The following is a 16,768-nucleotide window of genomic DNA, read 5'->3' as shown; positions in this document are numbered from 1 at the left end:
GAGCAACCGGCAACACCGGATCCAAAGTTCCAGCCGGAAGTGACTAGAGCGATCAGCGGGGTGCAGTAGGTCATTCGGGAGGGATGGCAATGAAATCTCGTTTCACCGCTATGAAGATGCTGTTGGTGATGGCTTGCGGATTTGCGAACGCCAGCGCAGCCAACCGAGCCAAAGGGATTTCGGTAGACGAGGCGAGAGCGAAAGCGAAAGAGCTAACACAAACCGTGTTTCTACGATCGCACCTTGAGCCTGAGCTGGAAGGCGAGCTATCACCGGATTTCTATAGCATGGACCTGTTATGGGACGAGTGGGTGGGAGGGAGTCGAGTAGCGGCGTTCCTTCAGATTGATAAATCGAACGGCAACGTGATCCAGGTGTATGGAGTGTCGTGTTACCAATACGGTCATGACAAGAAGATGCATGAGGTTCACTCCGGAGCAAAATTGCGACTACCAGACGTTTGCGATTAGCCGTCAACGACCGCGTTGGACATATACCTGGAGTATTCGCATGAAGGTTCTCTATCTGGTGAAGCATCGAAGGCTTCTCCATGACGACGTCTTCAGCACCTGGTTTATCGGGTGGTACTCCACGCGCGCGAATGCGGAGGCAGCCATTGCACGTTCGGCGCCGCTTCCAGGCTTCTGCGACTTCCCGACGGCATTTGTGATTTGGGAGTTGGAGGTCGATGAGATCTATGACGAAGGCGACGATGGCAAGCAAGCCGACGAGGACGAAGATTGAGTCAGGCGTACTGGCCTAAGGCGGCAGCGGGCAACGAAATCGATCGCAACAGGATCCGGCTATGATCGTCTATCAGTTGGAATGGTTCCGCGAGCTCGACGAATACATCACGGACACCGTTTTCATTGGCGTGTTTTCCTCCGAGAAGAAAGCCAGGGACGCGATAGAGGTCGTGAAGAGTCGACATCGTTTCGCAGGGTGGCCCGACGGCTTCTATGTTTCCGACATCGAAGTCGATACCGACCATTCCACCACGGGATTCTTCATCCCGGACGAGTAGGCGCATGCATCAGGGAAGAGCCGATGTCATCTTGCTGACTCAGCGTGACCTGTGTTAGCAACGCTGCGTTGCCCTGGCCACTTCGATGGCATGCTGCGGCTAGACTTGAAAGATGCAATGCACCGCTTGCCGTCAGGGTGAGGACGTCATGTTGAAGCGAATACTGCTTAGGGAAATGCTCGGGTTGCTTTGGGCGCTCGGCATGAGCGGGATCATTGAGCTGATATACAGCCCGCTGACCGTGTCCTATTTTCGTCTTGCCATCTTCTTTGGTGTGATCGCCCAGGTTTGGGTGCTGCTTGCCTTTGTCAAGAATCGCCGCGCCAGGCCGTGATGCGTTCAAGCCTGCCGTGCACCTTGCCGAGTTTGCAGCTAGCCGACACGCGTGCCTCTGATAGCGTCCCGACAACCCTTTCCGTCGGGAGACCCGCGATGTTTTCGAGACTGGCCGTGTACGGATATTGCGCCGCGCTGATCGGCTTTCTTCCTGTGACAGGCGCCGCTGCCGACTCGCCGGCGCAACCCCAGGGCATGTGGCAAGGCCTCATTCAGCAGGCCAATAGCGACGTTGTAATGCGCCTGTCCTTTGCTTCCACGTCAGTCCGGGCGCACTTCGACGAGCCATTCTCGTGCGACGTCACGGCCCGCTTCCTAAGGGCGGATGGCGACACGCTGTTCTATCGCTTCGGTCCATCGATGAATGGCGGCCGATTTTGCGACGGTGTGATGAGTCGCGACCTTCGGGTAACGCCCGCTACAACCGAGCGCGCCATGACGATTACATTCGACACGCCACGTGCGACCTGGAACGGAAGGCTGAGGCCGGCGCCTTCGCCGTGAACGACAACCGCCAGGCACCGGGCGCGACGCGCGACCGTTAGTCGTCGTCGTTCAGCAGCTTTCGTCGAGCGCACCCGACGAGAAAAAAAGCAGTTGCATCGCCGGATGCGATTTAGGCATGCTCGTCGCAACGCCACGGAGGCATAGCATGCATCTGCTTCGACTCGATCACTTCGCCGGCCAGATGAACGAGACGTTCTACGTCGACATCGACCAGGCGCGCGTTCCGTTCGTGCTCGTGGAAGCCCGTCCGCTGCAGCATCGCCCGATGCCAGGGCTGATGAGGGAGCCGTTCTCGCTCCTGTTCCGCAATGCATCGCCGGTGCTGTTCCCGCAGCGCACCTATGCCATGGGCAGCGAACGCATGGCGGAATTCGGCATATTCCTCGTGCCAGTCGCGCGGGACAAAGACGGGTTCCTCTACCAGGCGGTCTTCAACTAGGCGCAGGCCAGCGCATGCTGGTGTAGACGCCTTCATCGGCCACGGTGACGAAACCGAGCGCTTCGTACAAACGACGCGCCCGTGGGTTATGCCGGTTTACGTTGAGGGTGACCGCACGCGAGGCGCTGCCCGCATCGTGCTGGACCTGTCCAAGCAAGGCCGTACCCAGCCCTTTGCCTTGCCACGCCTGTTCGATGCTGATGTCGATGACATGGCAAGCGTCCGACGCATGGTCGAGATAGAGCCGACCGATCGGCTCACCCTCGGCTTCCACGATCAGGAACTCGGCGCTGCCGAACTGCTGGGTGTAATGGCGGTGCTGCAGCGCGAACTGGTCATCGAGGAACTGTTCGCGCATGGCCGCAGGCCACGGCACGCCAGCCAGCTCCACGGCACGGGTCTGTGCGTAGAGGCGCCGCAGGAACGGCATGTCGGACGTCACGGCCGGACGCAACGCCAGGCGCTGCGCGGCCCAACCCGGCGGCGCACTGGCGATCGCCCTCGTCATCGGAGCGAATGCGAGGGCGACCATGCGTGTCACCCGAAGCTGGGATAGACGCCTTCGAGCGCAATGCAGAAATTCAGCGCGAGGAACGGCTGCCGGTTTTCATGCGGCTGGTTCCCACCTGAGACGCCCAGCGTCTGCGGCGCGAGCAGGGTATTGCCCGGCAGCGGCGCATACGGTTTGGTGCTCGAGCTATGCGGGTTCGACAGGTAAGCCCCGTTCACGGGCGTGCCTGTGCGCTTGCTGTTGTCACTCTGGTTATAGATAAGCACGCCATGCCCGTGTGCCGGCATCTCGGTCGCCAGCAACGTCACGCTGTTCTCGCCGACGGTGTCGCCTACCGACCGTGGTGTCAGCCCTGGCCCCCGTCCTTGCGAGGCCGGCGTGCGATTGCTGAAGTTCGGTAGCATGAAGTTGCTGGTGCCATTTCCGCCGTATTGCACGCCAAGCAGCGTGTAGAGCGCCGAGAACTGGGAAAGCGGTAAGGTCTGTCCCTCGCATTGCGCCCAACCCTGGGGCGCATAGTTGAAGCCGAACAGCTGGATTTCACCGAGGTAGGGGGTCGTCATGCTGCACACCTTGTATGAGAGGCACTCGCGGAATCCACGGTGCGGGAATCAGCCCTGGCTGGGATAGACACCGACATATGCGATGCACATCGAGGCAACCAGCGTGGGCATCATGTTGTCGTGGGGTTGGTTGCTACCCGCGGGCTGGACCATCAACGGCGCCATGGGGAACGTGCCTGCTCCGGTCGCGTCGGTGGCATAAGTCGTATCCGATCCCAACGCACCCAGCTGGACCCCAGCGGGGGAAAACTGCGTGGCATTCGCGGAGGTCACCGTCAGCGGATGGGTGTGCATGGGCAACTGACTGGTCAACAGCGTGACCGATTCCGTGCCCGAGACCATGCCGATCGGGTGGGGCGACAAGCCATTGCCCTGGCCCTGGTGCATCGGCACTCGACCGCGCAGGTCCGGGACCGCGAAGGTGGTGACGCCGTCACCGCCGTACGTCGTGCCGATCAGGGCATAAAGCACTTCGTATTGATTGATGGCCAGGAGGGCGCCGTTGCAGGCCAGCCAGCCATTCGGGATGCGCGAAAACGCGAACAGGCGCATTTCCCCGACGTATTGATCACTCATCGTCGAAACTCCTAATCCGGTCCGGGGATTCAGCCGCGCGAGGGGTAGATGCCGTTCAGGGCGATGACGAAATTGATCGCCAGGTAGGGCTGCATGTTTTCATGCGGTTGCGAGCCACCCGCTGGGCTCACGCATGCCGGGTTGAGCACCACCTGCGCACCGGGCGAGGCGTACAACGCCTCCTGGCCTGTCGTGGATGCGTAGATCTGGTTCGACGGGCTACGGCCTGCGCCGGCGGCGGTGGTCGCGCTTACCTGGTGGCCATGCGCGGGCATTTCCGAGGTCGTGAGGGTGACTGTCTCCGTGCCCGCCAATGCGCCCTGTGCATAGGCCGCCGGTTGCCATGCCTGGTCCTGCGACGCGCCGGCGCCCACGGGAACGCGGCCACGCAGGTCGGGCAGCCCAAAGGTGACGCTGCCATTGCCACCGTATTGCACGCCAAGCAGTGAAAACAGCGCAGTGTTCTGACTGATGGGCAGGATCTGCCCGTTGCATTGGGCGAAGTAGCGCTGCGCGAATCCGAATCCGGCCATCATGATCTGGCCGAGGTAAACGTCAGTCATTGCGTGGACCTCCCTGAGGGTGCGTCGCACTGTGTCGGAGAACGCTTCGCTTGCACAGCGACGATGATGCGCGCTTCCGGCAAGACTTAAGCCTTCCTGCTGCGCAACCGAAAGTTTGCTGATTCAATAGCGCCGGGGACGGATTGGTCGATTGCGGAAAGCGCAACGGATTCGTCGGGCGCAGGCTTCGCCGCGCGCCATGGCTAGGGGAACAGGGCTTTCACGGTAGCGCCTTCGCGCTCGCATGCTTTTCGCGTGCGGGCGGTTTGCGGCCGGTCGGCTTCCAGGGAACGACGATGGAAACGAGTGTGGACGATCGCCGGCGGTTGCTGCGCGGCTTGGGTGGGTTCTGGCTGCGATTCGCAGTGGTGTGCCTGTTGTTCCTTGGCGTTGCGCAAGCCGCGTCGGCCGCGTGCACGTCGCCACAAACCGCGACCATCGCACCGGGCGGCACGGCGACCTTCTCGTGCTCGGATTTCGGCTTCGTCTCGCCGCCTGACCAGCCGCCGGCGCACGGCACGCTCGACTACTCGCAAGACCCGCTGCTGATCTATCGCAACACCGGCGGCGCGGGCACCGTCGATACCTTCGTGGTCCAGGACGACAACAGCACGCCCATCACGTTCCGGGTCACCATCACCGGCGGGGGCGCCCCGACAGCCGGCCCCGTGTCCGCCACGGTGCCCTACAACAGCTCGGCCAACCCGATCACCCTCAACACGACCGGCTCGCCCACCTCGGTGGCCGTCGCCACGGCGGCAGCGCATGGCACGGCGACGGCCAGTGGCACCGCGATCACCTACACGCCCGTCACCGGGTATGCTGGAACGGATGTCTTCACCTACACCGCGACGAACGGCGCAGGCACCTCGAGCCCAGCCACGGTCACCGTCACGGTCAGTCCCCCGACGATCACCTACGCGCCCGCGAACCCGGCCAATGCCACCGTGGGTGCGCCGTACAACGGCAGCGTCGCGGGTGCATCCGGTGGCGCGGCGCCTTACACCTACACCGTGACTGGCGGTGCGTTGCCCGCCGGTGTCACACTCGCACCGAGCGGCTCGCTCACTGGCACGCCCACGGCGGGCGGCACCTTCAGCTTCCAGGCTAAAGCCACGGATAGCTCGACGGGTACGGGACCGTTTGCGTCCGCCCCGCACACCTTCACGCTGACCGTCGCCGCACCGACCCTCGCCATTGTTCCGACCACGTTGCCTGGGGGCACCGTCGGCTCAGCGTATTCGGCCGCGGTGACGGCCTCCGGCGGCACGGCCCCGTATACCTTCAGCTTGACCGGCACCTTGCCCCTGGGTGTCACCCTCTCGAGCGGCGGCGTCCTCAGCGGCACGCCGACGACACCCGGCACCTTCGCCTTCACCATCCGCGCGACCGATTCCTCGACCGGCACGGGTCCGTACATGCAGACCCGGTCCTATACCGTCACGGTGAGCGGGCCGACCATCACGGTCGCACCTCCCTCCGTGCCGAACGCGACGGTGCGCAGCGCTTACAGCACCACCTTCACCGCATCCGGCGGCACGGCGCCGTACACCTTCACCAATACGGGCGCCTTGCCATCCGGCCTGACACTCGCAAATAACGGCACGCTGTCGGGTACGCCGACGGCGAGCGGCACGTTCAACTTCACGGTGACCGCCACCGACAATGGCGGATTCACGGGCGCCCGGCCCTACACGCTGACGGTTGCCGCGACCAAACCGCTGGCGCCGACGATCGGCGCAGCTACGGCCGGTGCATCAGGCAGCAATGCCGCGGCCGTGACGTTTACCGCGCCGAGCGACAACGGCGGGTCGCCCATCACGAGCTATACGGCCACCTCGACGCCGGGTGGGCTGACCGCCACCGGCTCCGCAAGCCCGCTGACCGTGACCGGCCTGATCGCCGGCACGCCCTATACCTTCACGGTGAGGGCGACCAATGCGCAGGGCGACAGCCCCGAGTCGGCGGCCTCCAACAGCGTCGGCACGCAAGCGACGCAGAGCATCACCTTCAACAATCCTGGTGCGCAGAATTACGGCACGGCACCGACCCTGACCGCATCGTCGTCGTCGGGGCTGTCCGTGGTATTCAGCTCCGAAACGACGGGCATCTGCACAATCACCACCGGTGGCGCGCTCACCTTCGTCAGCGCAGGCTCCTGCAGCATCGACGCCAACCAGCCCGGCAACGCGACCTTCGCCGCGGCGACGCAGGTGCAACAGACCTTCACGGTGAATGCCGTGGTGCCGGGTGCTCCGACCATCGGCACGGCGACCGCGGGCAACCAGCAAGCGTCGGTGTCCTTCTCTGCACCCGCCTCGGCGGGCGGTGCAACGATCACGCAGTACGAAGTGACCTCGAGTCCGGGTGGCCTGACCGCGACCGCAACCACGAGTCCGGCCACGATCACCGGGCTCACCAACGGCACGGCTTACACCTTCACTGTCAGGGCGCGTAACAGCGCTGGCTTCGGAAGCAGTTCGGCCGATTCGAACGCCGTGACGCCGAGCGCCGGGCAAACGATCACGTTCACCAACCCTGGCACGCAGAACTATGGAACGACGCCGACCCTGACGGCCACCGCATCGTCGGGCCTGCCGGTGGCGTTCTCGTCGGAAAGCACCGGCGTGTGCACGGTTACATCTGGCGGTGCGCTGACGTTCGTGAGTGCCGGCACCTGTACCGTGGATGCCAACCAGGCAGGCAACGCGGCGTTCGGCCCGGCGCCCCAGGTGCAGCAGAGCTTCACTGTCGCCGCGATCGCGCCCGGTGCTCCAACGATCGGTTCGGCCACGGCAGGTGACCAGCAAGCCACGGTCAGCTTCACCGCCCCGGCAACGACCGGCGGCTCGGCGATCACGCAATACACCGTTACATCCAGCCCTGGTGGTCTCACCGGAACGGGGTCGGGCAGCCCGGTCACGGTCACCGGCCTGACCAACGGCACGGCCTACATCTTCACGGTGACCGCCACCAACGGCAGTGGGACCGGATCCGCCTCGGCGGCCTCCAACGCCGTGACGCCGGAAGGCAATCAAACGATCACCTTCACCAACCCGGGCAACCAGAACTTCGGCACGTCGCCGACGTTGACGGCGACGGCGTCGTCGGGCTTGCCGGTAAGCTTTACCTCGGCCACCACCAACGTGTGCACGATCACCTCGGGTGGCTTGCTGACCACGCTGGCGCCGGGCGCGTGCACCATCCACGCCGACCAGGCCGGCAATGGCGCATTCCATCCGGCGGCGCAGGTCTCCCAGTCATTCAACATCGTGGTGCCGGGTGGTGCGGTGTCGTTCGCGACGCCGAATCCGCTGCCGACGGCGACCGGTGGCGTGGCGTATTCGGTCACCATCGTGGCGAATGGCGGCGCGGCGCCCTACGCGTTTGCGATGACCGGTGGCGTCTTGCCCCCGGGTGTCACGTTCAGTCCGTCGGGCACGCTGTCGGGCACGCCCGTGGCGGCTGGCACCTATAACGTCACGCTGCGTGTCACCGATGCCGCTGCGCAGACAGCGGACAAGAACTACCAGCTCGTGGTGAACGCGCCGGGCATCGCAATCGCGCCGGGCACCTTGCCGCAGGGCAAGGTAGCCACGGCGTATCCGTCGACGACCCTGGCGGCATCGGGCGGCACGGCGCCGTACACCTATGCCATCATCGCCGGTTCGCTGCCGGCCGGCCTCACGCTGAGTCCGGCGGGCGCGGTTTCCGGCACGCCGACGGCCGCGGGGTCGTTCCCGGTGACCATCACGGCCACGGACCGCAACGGCTTCCAGGCCAGCCAGGCCTATACGGTGGCCGTGGACCAGGCCACGCCCGTGATCGTCAACAGCACGGCATCCGTGCCGGCCAACGGTTCCGTCACCGTGCCGATGACGAGCCAGGGCGGCCCGGTGACGTCGGCGACGGTCAGCCAGGCACCCGCCCACGGCAATGCCGCGGTGAACGGCCTCAACATCGTCTACACCCCGGCGCACGATTACTTCGGCACCGACACGTTCCAGTACACGGCGACGGGGCCGGGCGGCACGTCGGCGCCCGCGACCGCGACGATCACGGTGACGCCGGGCGCCGTACCCACCGTCAGCGCCCAGGCGGCCACGTTGCTGGCTGGCAAGGCGGTGACGATCCATGCCGCGGCCAACGCGACCAACGGGCCGTTCACCGCTGCGGCGGTGGTGACGCCGCCCACGTCGGGCACGGCCGTGGTGCAGGGCACGGACATCGTCTACACGGCGTCCGCCGATGCATCGGGCACGCTCGGCTTCGACTACACCGTGAGCAACGCGTTCGGTGCGTCGCAACCCGCGCACGTCACGCTGACGGTCAACCCGTTGCCCGTGGCGCCGGCGCTCACCGGTACCGTGGTCGCTGGCAGCAGCGTGCAGGTGAACCTGACGGCACTCGCCCACGGCGGCCCCTTCACGGGCGCGAAGCTGGTTTCGGTCTCGCCGGCCAATGCGGGTGCGGCCAGCATCCAGCCCAGTGCGGACGGGTATCTGCTCTCGTTCACCGCGGCCCCGGCGTTCGGCGGTTCGGCGCAGGTGATGTTTACGCTCAGCAATGCGTATGCGGAATCCGCGCCCGGCACGGTCACGATCGTCGTGACGCCGCGCAGCGATCCGTCGAAGGATCCGGAAGTGCTCGGCGTGCTCGATGCCCAGGCGGAAGCGGCGCGGCGCATGGCGACCGGCCAGATCAGCAACTTCCAGCGCCGCCTGGAAACCCTCCACAGCGGCGGTGGGGCCAGCGGGTTCAGCAACGGGCTGACCGTCGCGTCGGCTAGCAACACCCGCCAGCTCAACGGCATGAATGGCCCCGGTGGCTTGAGCGGTCTGAACGAGCTGGGCCGCACCGATGCGACCGGCAACGCGCGATTCCTGGTCCAGCCCGATGCGAGCCCTGCACCGGCGGCACAAGGCACGCCGGCGGGAGGCAGTTTGCCGGGCGACGTCTCCGTGTGGACCGGCGGTGCGATCAACTTCGGCAAGATGCAGGCGGGTTCCAGCGATAACGGTATCGACTTCACGACCTCGGGCGTGAGCATGGGCATCGACAGGGCATTCGGCAGCAACTTTGCCGCGGGTCTCGGCGTCGGCTATGGGCACGATCGTTCGGACGTGGGCCAGCACGACAGCCGCAGTTCGGTGGATGCGTACAACGCCGTGCTGTATGGCAGCTACCACCCGGCGGACTCGGTGTACGTCGATGGCCTGCTGGGTTACCAGTGGCTGGATTACGATGCGCGACGCTACGTGACCGACAACGGCAACACCGTGCACGGCAACCGCGACGGCAAGCAATGGTTCGGCTCGCTGTCGGTGGGTTACCAGCACCAGGCCCAGGGCATGTTGCTGACGCCGTACGGTCGACTGGACGTGGCTCGCGCGCAGCTGGAGGGCTATACCGAGTCGGGTGACGACGTGTATGCGCTGGCCTATCGGGGCCAGACGGTAAAAACCGCCACCGGTACGCTGGGCCTTCTGGTGCAGTGGACGGCCAAGCGCGACTACGGCACCTGGTCGCCGCAGCTGCGGGCTGAATTTGGCCACGACATGCAGGGCTCAAGCCGCGCGACCATGCGTTACGCGGACACGCTCAGCGGCCCGCTCTACCAGGCCACCCTGATGGACCAGTCGCGCAACCACACCATGCTGGGCGTCGGTGTCGCACTGCAGACCCTGAAGGGCTGGCTGCTGCGGATGGAGTACCAGAACTACCTGGACAACACGAGTAAGGACAATCAGTCGATCCTGCTGGGGGTTGAGAAGAAGTTCTGACGCGGATGAAAGCCGCATGCGCTGCCGTTGGCAGTGCATGCGGCAAGCGGATAAAGTGGAAGGCGAATTCCAGGGATCGGACCATGACCACTGTATTTGAGCACTTGGAGGCGTTCGCCGGCGAAATCGTCGATGGATGGAAGGTCGGCTCCGACGGAACGGAACGGCCCTTCCAGGTCGTTAGAACCAAGGGCGGACCTCACGCAGGCACCGTCACTTTTTCTACCCTGGGCCTGAGCCGGTTCCAGCTTCCCAGTGGCCCGGAAAGGGGCCACAAACACATTCGGCACGAGCTCATCCTTGTCGTTCCCGAAGATGCGATCCCGTTCAACGTGATTAGCCTTCTGCAGCAGGTCGGCATGGAGGCGATCGAGCGGGAGCAGGCTTACCTACGTGGCGAGGTCATCGGGCCGCGCGGGCCGATGTTCGAGGGATGCCAGCCCAAGGCACTGTACGTCGCGATACCCGTGTACTTCCCGACTGAGTTCGCGGTAGCGACCACCGAGGAATCGGGGGACGTGGTGTTCGCCTGGCTCATTCCGATCCTGGACGACGAGTACCACCTGTATCACACCCAGGGGTGGTCAGCGCTCGAGGCCATGTTCGTCAAGGACAATCCCGATCTGGTCGACTATCGCCGGGCCGTTTGACGCTTGTCGTTGAAGATGCCTCCCATAAAAGAAAGGGCGAACGGTTACCCGTCCGCCCCTTCGTCGTGCACTAACCCGAATCAGTGGTTCGTCGCAGCCACTTGCGTTGCCGCTGCCGCATTCACTACGCCCTGCACGCGATTCATCTGCACGCTGTAGCCAGCGGGGATGACGTAGGCGATGCCTTCGCCATCGGCGACCTGCTGCGAGACGAAGCCGTCGCCGACGCCGAGCCAGAGGATCGCCTTGCCCTTCGCGTTGGTCCAGAACAGGTCTGCCAGGCCGTCGCCGTCGAAGTCTTCGATGGTGGCGACGCTGTAGCCCGACGGCGCATCCATCGTCTGCTGGCTGGCGATCGTCGTGCCGTTCATTTCCCACCAGCGCAGCTTGCCGGTGCTCGCGTTCGACCAGATCAGGTCGGTCTTGCCGCTACCGGCGATCTCGCCGACGCCCACCAGGGTGAAGCCGGCCGGTGCATTGGTGCCGTCGCTCTTGGCGAAGCCGCCCTTGCCGTCGTTGATCCAGAACTTCACCGCGTTCTTCGGGCCGGTCCAGACGATGTCGAGGATGCCGTCACCGTTGAGGTCGGCGAGGCTCGGCGTGAAGCCGGCCGGTGCGGCGACTGTGCTCGCCACGGACTGCTCGCAGTCCATCGTGTCGAAGCGACCGAACTTTAGCGTGCCCGTGCAGCCGATCGTCCAGAACGACAGCGAGCTGGCGCTGGCGTTGAACCACACCTGCTTCGACTTTGCCGTGGCATCCACCAGGCCCGCACCGACCATGCTCCAGCCAGCCGCATACGGGAAGCGGAAGTTCTCCCAACCGTAGCTGTAGACCGCGAGGTTCATCGTGTGGGTGGTCGGGTTGTCGCTTTCCATGATCGTCTGGTTGGTCAGCGCGCCGTCGAAGATATCGAACGGAATGGCCTTCACCTGGTCGCCCGGCTGGAAGCCGTCCGCGATCTGGTCGCCCTGCTGCACCGGCGTCCACGTGTCGCTGTCGAGCACGGTGCTGCCGTTCATCCGCACCAGCGTCGCGTTGCCCGTCTTCGGACCGACCAGCAGCAAGGTGCTCTTGCCGTCGAGGATCGAGTTCAGGCCCACGCCCGGATTGCCGCTGTCGTCGAAGCCGGCGAGATCCCATGTGCGCGGGATGGTCGCTTCGCGGGCCTGCTTCGCCGCGATCGCATTGGCGAGGTTGGCCACGTCGATCGAACCCAGGCCGGTGGCGTAGTCATAGCCCTTGGCGGCCTTCCATGCGGTAACCAGCGAGGCACGGCCGCCATCGCTGACGACGCCATACTGCTGGCCTTTCTTGACGAAGCAATCGCCCGTGCCCGCGTAGCAGGGCACGTCGATGTCACCGGTAGCGACGTCGTGGAACACGCAGGTGGTGTCCTTCGCCTTGCAACCTGCGGCGGGCGAAGCGACCGTGCCGTATTGCGCGCGGGCCAGCCCATACAGGGTCGGGCCGACATTGCCCAGTCGAGCGGCGCTGGCCTGGTCGACGAGGGCCTGCACACCGGCCATGGCGGGCGCGGCGAACGACGTGCCACCCGCGCTGTTGAACAGCGAGTCGGTCGGATCGAGGTAGTTACACGGCACGCCGCCTTCGCTGCTATCGGACATGCAGAAGATCAGCGCATGGCCATACAGGCCGTTCGCGGCGAACAGCGACACGTCGGGCAATGCACGCGTGACGTTCTGGTCCATGCCCGCGATGCCCTGCTGCCAGGTCGGCTGCGACCAGACGTAGCTAGGGCCGCCACTACCACCGGCGGTGTTGAGGAAGTTTTGCCCCGCGGCGGCGTTGCATGCGTTGTTCGGGTTGGCGATGCCCAACACCTTGTCCAGCTGGGCGCTGGCGCACGAATCGTTCCAGGTCTGCTCCGGGATGTAACCGATCGCGCTGGCACCCAGCGCACCGTTGCCGGCGAGCCAGTACTTCTGCGTCTTCTTGAAGTCGTCGAAGTCGGTGCCGCCCACCGCGATGTTGTACGGCGTGCTGCCCAGCCCGTTCACGGCGATGCCGAAGCTGGCGGCGGCCTGGTTCTGGTCGCAACCGGCCGAGCCCGCGTCGCCCGTGGAGACGAACACCGAGACGCCTTCGGCAGCGGCCGTCGACCACAGGGCCGCGGCTTCGTCGACGTCGCCGATGGCGGCGCTGACTGCCTCGCACTCGCCGTAGCTGAGGCTCATGATCGGCGGCGGGGCATCCTGCTCGAGCAGGTTCTGTGCGGCGAGGAAGGCCCCGAAGTCCGCGCCGGTATCCGCACAGGAGGCCAGCGTGACGTTCGCATCCGGTGCGGCCGCACCAGCCCATTCGGCGTCGAGCGCCGCTTCGCCTTCGTCGGCGTTCGTGCCCGGATCGCCACAGCTGGTGTCCCCAGCAAAGGCCGCGGGATGGACCTGGGTGAAGACACCCGCCGCGTTCGCCGGAAGGAAGGTGTGGCGGAACGTGGCGATATCCGCGTCCAGCACATCCGTGCGCTCGAGCACGGCGACGGTCTGCCCGGCACCGCGTACCGGCGTCTTCTGGTTCCACAGCGGGGCGACGTCGTAGATCGTGCCGAAGTCGGCCGGGACGACGTCGTACTGCACGTCACCCTGGTAGACGAAGTTGAAGTCGGACGAGGGCGCGCCGGCGGTCACCCACTGGCCTTGCTTGTTGCGCTTGACCGGCTGCGCATTCTTCACCTGCGGCTGCGGGAAGAAGTCGGTCATCGAGGCCACGCCGCGGACCACCGGCACGAGCGCGGTCGGCAGCTTCTGTTCGGCGCTGTTGGCGAAGTGCTTCTTGCCGTCGGCCGCCACGTAGTGGTGCATCGACGTGCCGAACGCCTGTTGCACGGCGGACACCGAACCGGTGAAGCGAATCAGCATGCCGTCCGCGGAAACGTTCTTCACGCCGAGGCCCTGGCTACCGAGCCAGGACTTCACGGCCGCGATGTCTTTCTGGTTCGGGCCGAACTGCTCGCCGACCTGGCGGGCGGTCAGCCAGTGGTGGTAGTTCGGTGACGAGGCATTGTCGAGCGACGCGAGGTACGCGTCGAAGCGCTTCTGCTGGTCCGGGCTGCGCTTGAGGACAAGGGTCATCGACGGGATGACCTCGGTCGTGGCCATCGGCCCGGCGTCGGCGCTGCTGCGGACCCTTGCCGGTACGCTGCCGGGGATGGTCGTCATCTGGCTCTTGTCGACCGCCCTGGTGATCAGCGGTGTCGTGGAGGTGCTACCTACCGTGGTGGACGCCGTGGCGGCGCTTGCATCGCAAGCGGTGCCGGCGGCGAGCAACAGCGCGCCTCCGACAAGCCAGGGCCTGAACGTATTTGCTGACATAAAACCCCCGAAGGAAAGAGCCCGTTTAGCCTCGTAAGTTCTTGTGCCCAGCTCGTAACAAGCTGCCCCTTCGGCACGTGTCCGCGTGATGCAGGTTCATGCGGACGCTCGACGATAGCTTTACATCCGTCGCAAAGTCACACACGCTCAAGTGGCCGAGTTCTCACCGAGTTCTCACTGCCATGAACATGTCCTTGCGTGTGCGCCATTGGCTCGCCAACACACCGATCGACGATCCGGTGGATCGGCGCAATGCGACCTTCATGCAGTTGCTGCTGGTCTTCGAAGGCCTGCGCATTCCCGCGACGAAGGCCTACCTGTTCGGACTGCACTGGTCGTACCTGCAGGAACACTTCTACGCGCGGGCGCGGATCGGTGCGCCCGCGGCGCTGGCCATCGACGTGGGCACCGACCTGGCGATGACGCTGTCGGCGTGGCTCGGTTTTTATCTGATCAGGGTGGGTCGGTTCCCGCTGTCCGTGGGCCAGTTCGTGGCCACGATGCTGGCATCGGGCGCCGTGGCCTATGCCGCATTCGGCTACCACGCTACCGATGGCAATCTCACGCTGATGATGATCCTGGCGTTGAGCGGCCTGATGCTCGGGCGCAAGGCGTTGTGGCTTACCTTCGCCGCGGAAGCGGCGATCCTCGTGATGAGCGTGGATCCGCTCAAGGCCTCCGGCGCGGCCCACCTGCCTGATGCCGTGGTCGCGCTGTACAACCTGCTGCCCATGCGCGCGCTGACCAGTTACCTGCTGATCGCGTTGATCGTCGACCGAAGCATCTACGCGCTGCGTGAAAGCCTGCTGGAGGTCGACCGGCGGCGACACGAGCTGGCGCTGGAGATCGCGGAGCGCGAGCGCACGCAACAGCAACTGCTGCATGCGCAGAAGATGGATGCCGTGGGCAAGCTTGCCAGTGGCGTCGCCCACGACGTCAACAACGTCTTCGACATCATCCTTGGGTTTTCCACCGAGCGCGACCGCCTGCCTGCGGAAGACGAGCCGCAGGACGAGGACACGCGTGCCGTGGCCGATGCGCTGGACGGCATTGAACTGGCGGCGCGTCGCGGCATGGCGGTGTGCCGGCAATTGCTGAATTTCAGTCGCAACGACGTGACGCTCGCCGAGCAGTTCGACGTGGCGGTGGCCTTGCGCGAAGTGCTGCCGCTTGCGCAGCAATCGCTACCGCCCCATTGCGAGCTGCATCTCGTGCTACTGGTCGGGCCGCGCCGGATCCGTTTTGATCGAAGCCAGTTCGAGATGGCGATCATCAACCTGGTGACCAACGCGCGCGATGCGATGCCCACGGGCGGCGTCTGCACCATCACGCTGGACGATGGTCCGGGAGGGCTGGCGTTGTCGGTGCGCGACACGGGCACCGGCATGGACGACGCCACGCGTAGCCAGGTCTTCGAACCGTTCTTCACGACCAAGCCGATGGGGCAGGGCACCGGGCTGGGGCTGAGCGTCGTGCACGACCTGGTGATGCAAGCCGGTGGCGAAACCCTCGTGGAAAGCGCGCCGGGTCGTGGGACCACGATCCGGCTGCTGTTGCCGGTGGCCGAAGCGGAAGCCGATGTGTCAGGTGTCCAGGACGTAGCCGGTGCCGTGGACGGCATTCAGTGGCAGGGGCTCGCCCAGGGCGGCCAGCACTTTGCGGCGTAGCCGATGGACCATGGAGTCCAGCCGGTGTGGGTCGAACGCATGGACATCGTCGGCTAGCGCGGCGATGAGCGTGTTGCGAGACACCACCTCGTTGGCGCGCGGTAGCATCACGTCGAGCAGGCGGCGCTCGCCCTTGCTCAGCATCACCCGGCCACCCGCCGGCGAGATGAGGAACCACTCGTCGTGGCTGAGCGACCAGCGGCCGTGTGGCGCGGGCGCGGCCGAGGCGCCGAGGCGCCGGGCGAGGCTATGCAGTGTGGCCACGAGGACGTCGATTTCCACCGGCTTGGTCAGGTAGGCGTCGGCGCCTTCGAACAGGCCGCGCACGCGGTCGACGTTGTCCGCGCGGCCGGTCAGCATGATGATGCCCGCACGCGGAAGGCGTGCGCGCAACGAGCGCGCGACGTCGAACCCTTCGCCATCCGGCAGGCCGATGTCGAGCAGGAAGATATCCGGCGCACCGTGGGCGACCAGCGCCTGCAGTTCGCCGGCGCTGCCCACGGTGTCGACCTCGAACCCGTACTGGCGCAGCTTGGGGGCGAGGATCCGGTCGCGCAGCATCTCGTCGTCGTCCAGCAGCACCAGCCGCATGGGACGCCCTTCGCCATCGTGCCCGGGTTTCACGTTCGCCACGCCCTGTCTCGCCTGTCTTGCGGCCGCGGAGCTGGCCAGCCCGCCGAGCTTGCCGCCGGCGGCGGGCAAAATCCAGCGGCACGGTCACGCTTCCCGCTTGCCGACCCGGCAGCGATCCCGTAGTTTCCTGCGCCATACGCCGCGCGCAACGCGTCGGCGAGGGGGCATCACAGGGAAGGGA

Annotated in this window: 15 protein-coding genes; 9 read left to right on the top strand and 6 right to left on the bottom strand. The window is 65.4% G+C overall.

The genetic code is table 11. The annotated features are described in order from the left end of the window. The first annotated feature begins 89 nt into the window (after nucleotides 1-89). From KPL74_14685 to KPL74_14660, 6 genes are all read left to right on the top strand, one after another. Nucleotides 90-470 (top strand): hypothetical protein, encoded by a 381-nt coding sequence (locus tag KPL74_14685; GenBank protein QWT18988.1) that lies wholly within the window; start codon nucleotides 90-92, stop codon nucleotides 468-470. A 40-nt stretch (nucleotides 471-510) separates the two neighbouring features. Further along, nucleotides 511-744 carry a hypothetical protein gene (locus tag KPL74_14680; GenBank protein QWT18987.1) on the top strand — a complete coding sequence of 78 codons (234 nt, stop codon included), beginning with the start codon at nucleotides 511-513 and terminating at the stop codon, nucleotides 742-744. Nucleotides 745-805: 61 nt separating this feature from the next. Then, nucleotides 806-1,024: a hypothetical protein gene (locus KPL74_14675; protein ID QWT18986.1), complete on the top strand. Its 219-nt coding sequence runs from the start codon at nucleotides 806-808 to the stop codon at nucleotides 1,022-1,024. A 148-nt stretch (nucleotides 1,025-1,172) separates the two neighbouring features. Beyond that, nucleotides 1,173-1,358, top strand: a complete 186-nt coding sequence (locus tag KPL74_14670; protein ID QWT18985.1) for a hypothetical protein — start codon at nucleotides 1,173-1,175, stop codon at nucleotides 1,356-1,358. 98 nt (nucleotides 1,359-1,456) lie between these two features. Then, the gene (locus tag KPL74_14665; protein QWT18984.1) at nucleotides 1,457-1,864 is read left to right on the top strand and encodes a hypothetical protein; all 408 of its coding nucleotides are present in this window, start codon (nucleotides 1,457-1,459) and stop codon (nucleotides 1,862-1,864) included. 148 nt (nucleotides 1,865-2,012) lie between these two features. Continuing rightward, on the top strand, nucleotides 2,013-2,306 hold the full coding sequence (locus KPL74_14660; GenBank protein ID QWT18983.1) for a hypothetical protein: 294 nt from the start codon (nucleotides 2,013-2,015) through the stop codon (nucleotides 2,304-2,306). Here KPL74_14660 and KPL74_14655 read toward each other — a convergent pair. Genes KPL74_14655 through KPL74_14640 form a run of 4 tightly spaced genes read right to left on the bottom strand, consistent with a single transcriptional unit; the run spans nucleotide 2,299 to nucleotide 4,519 of the window. Further along, the gene (locus KPL74_14655; GenBank protein QWT18982.1) at nucleotides 2,299-2,838 is read right to left on the bottom strand and encodes a GNAT family N-acetyltransferase; all 540 of its coding nucleotides are present in this window, start codon (nucleotides 2,836-2,838) and stop codon (nucleotides 2,299-2,301) included. The two genes, KPL74_14660 and KPL74_14655, sit on opposite strands and share 8 nt — an antisense overlap. 5 nt (nucleotides 2,839-2,843) lie before the next feature. Beyond that, entirely contained in the window at nucleotides 2,844-3,380 is a 537-nt protein-coding gene (locus KPL74_14650) for a tail fiber protein (GenBank protein ID QWT18981.1), read from the bottom strand. Nucleotides 3,381-3,428: 48 nt separating this feature from the next. Continuing rightward, complete coding sequence (locus KPL74_14645; protein QWT18980.1) at nucleotides 3,429-3,956, bottom strand: tail fiber protein; 528 nt, start codon at nucleotides 3,954-3,956, stop codon at nucleotides 3,429-3,431. A gap of 29 nt (nucleotides 3,957-3,985) precedes the next feature. Beyond that, on the bottom strand, nucleotides 3,986-4,519 hold the full coding sequence (locus KPL74_14640) for a tail fiber protein (protein QWT18979.1): 534 nt from the start codon (nucleotides 4,517-4,519) through the stop codon (nucleotides 3,986-3,988). Nucleotides 4,520-4,815: 296 nt separating this feature from the next. Here KPL74_14640 and KPL74_14635 point away from each other — a divergent pair, with 296 nt between their 5' ends. Then, nucleotides 4,816-10,302, top strand: a complete 5,487-nt coding sequence (locus KPL74_14635; protein ID QWT18978.1) for an autotransporter domain-containing protein — start codon at nucleotides 4,816-4,818, stop codon at nucleotides 10,300-10,302. Nucleotides 10,303-10,385: 83 nt separating this feature from the next. Further along, nucleotides 10,386-10,952 (top strand): suppressor of fused domain protein, encoded by a 567-nt coding sequence (locus tag KPL74_14630; protein QWT18977.1) that lies wholly within the window; start codon nucleotides 10,386-10,388, stop codon nucleotides 10,950-10,952. A gap of 80 nt (nucleotides 10,953-11,032) precedes the next feature. On the opposite strand, the gene KPL74_14625 is transcribed toward KPL74_14630, so the two are convergent. After that, nucleotides 11,033-14,287: a VCBS repeat-containing protein gene (locus tag KPL74_14625; GenBank protein QWT18976.1), complete on the bottom strand. Its 3,255-nt coding sequence runs from the start codon at nucleotides 14,285-14,287 to the stop codon at nucleotides 11,033-11,035. Between the two features lie 182 nt (nucleotides 14,288-14,469). Here KPL74_14625 and KPL74_14620 point away from each other — a divergent pair, with 182 nt between their 5' ends. After that, nucleotides 14,470-15,954, top strand: a complete 1,485-nt coding sequence (locus tag KPL74_14620; protein QWT18975.1) for a hypothetical protein — start codon at nucleotides 14,470-14,472, stop codon at nucleotides 15,952-15,954. Here KPL74_14620 and KPL74_14615 read toward each other — a convergent pair. Beyond that, nucleotides 15,871-16,587: a response regulator transcription factor gene (locus KPL74_14615; protein QWT18974.1), complete on the bottom strand. Its 717-nt coding sequence runs from the start codon at nucleotides 16,585-16,587 to the stop codon at nucleotides 15,871-15,873. The two genes, KPL74_14620 and KPL74_14615, sit on opposite strands and share 84 nt — an antisense overlap. Between the last annotated feature and the right edge of the window lie 181 nt (nucleotides 16,588-16,768).

The organism is Bacillus sp. NP157, from assembly GCA_018889975.1.
Lineage (GTDB): Bacteria > Pseudomonadota > Gammaproteobacteria > Xanthomonadales > Rhodanobacteraceae > Luteibacter.
The sequence above is the reverse complement of the archived record's forward strand: the minus strand, read 5'-3'. Positions and strand labels throughout refer to the sequence as shown.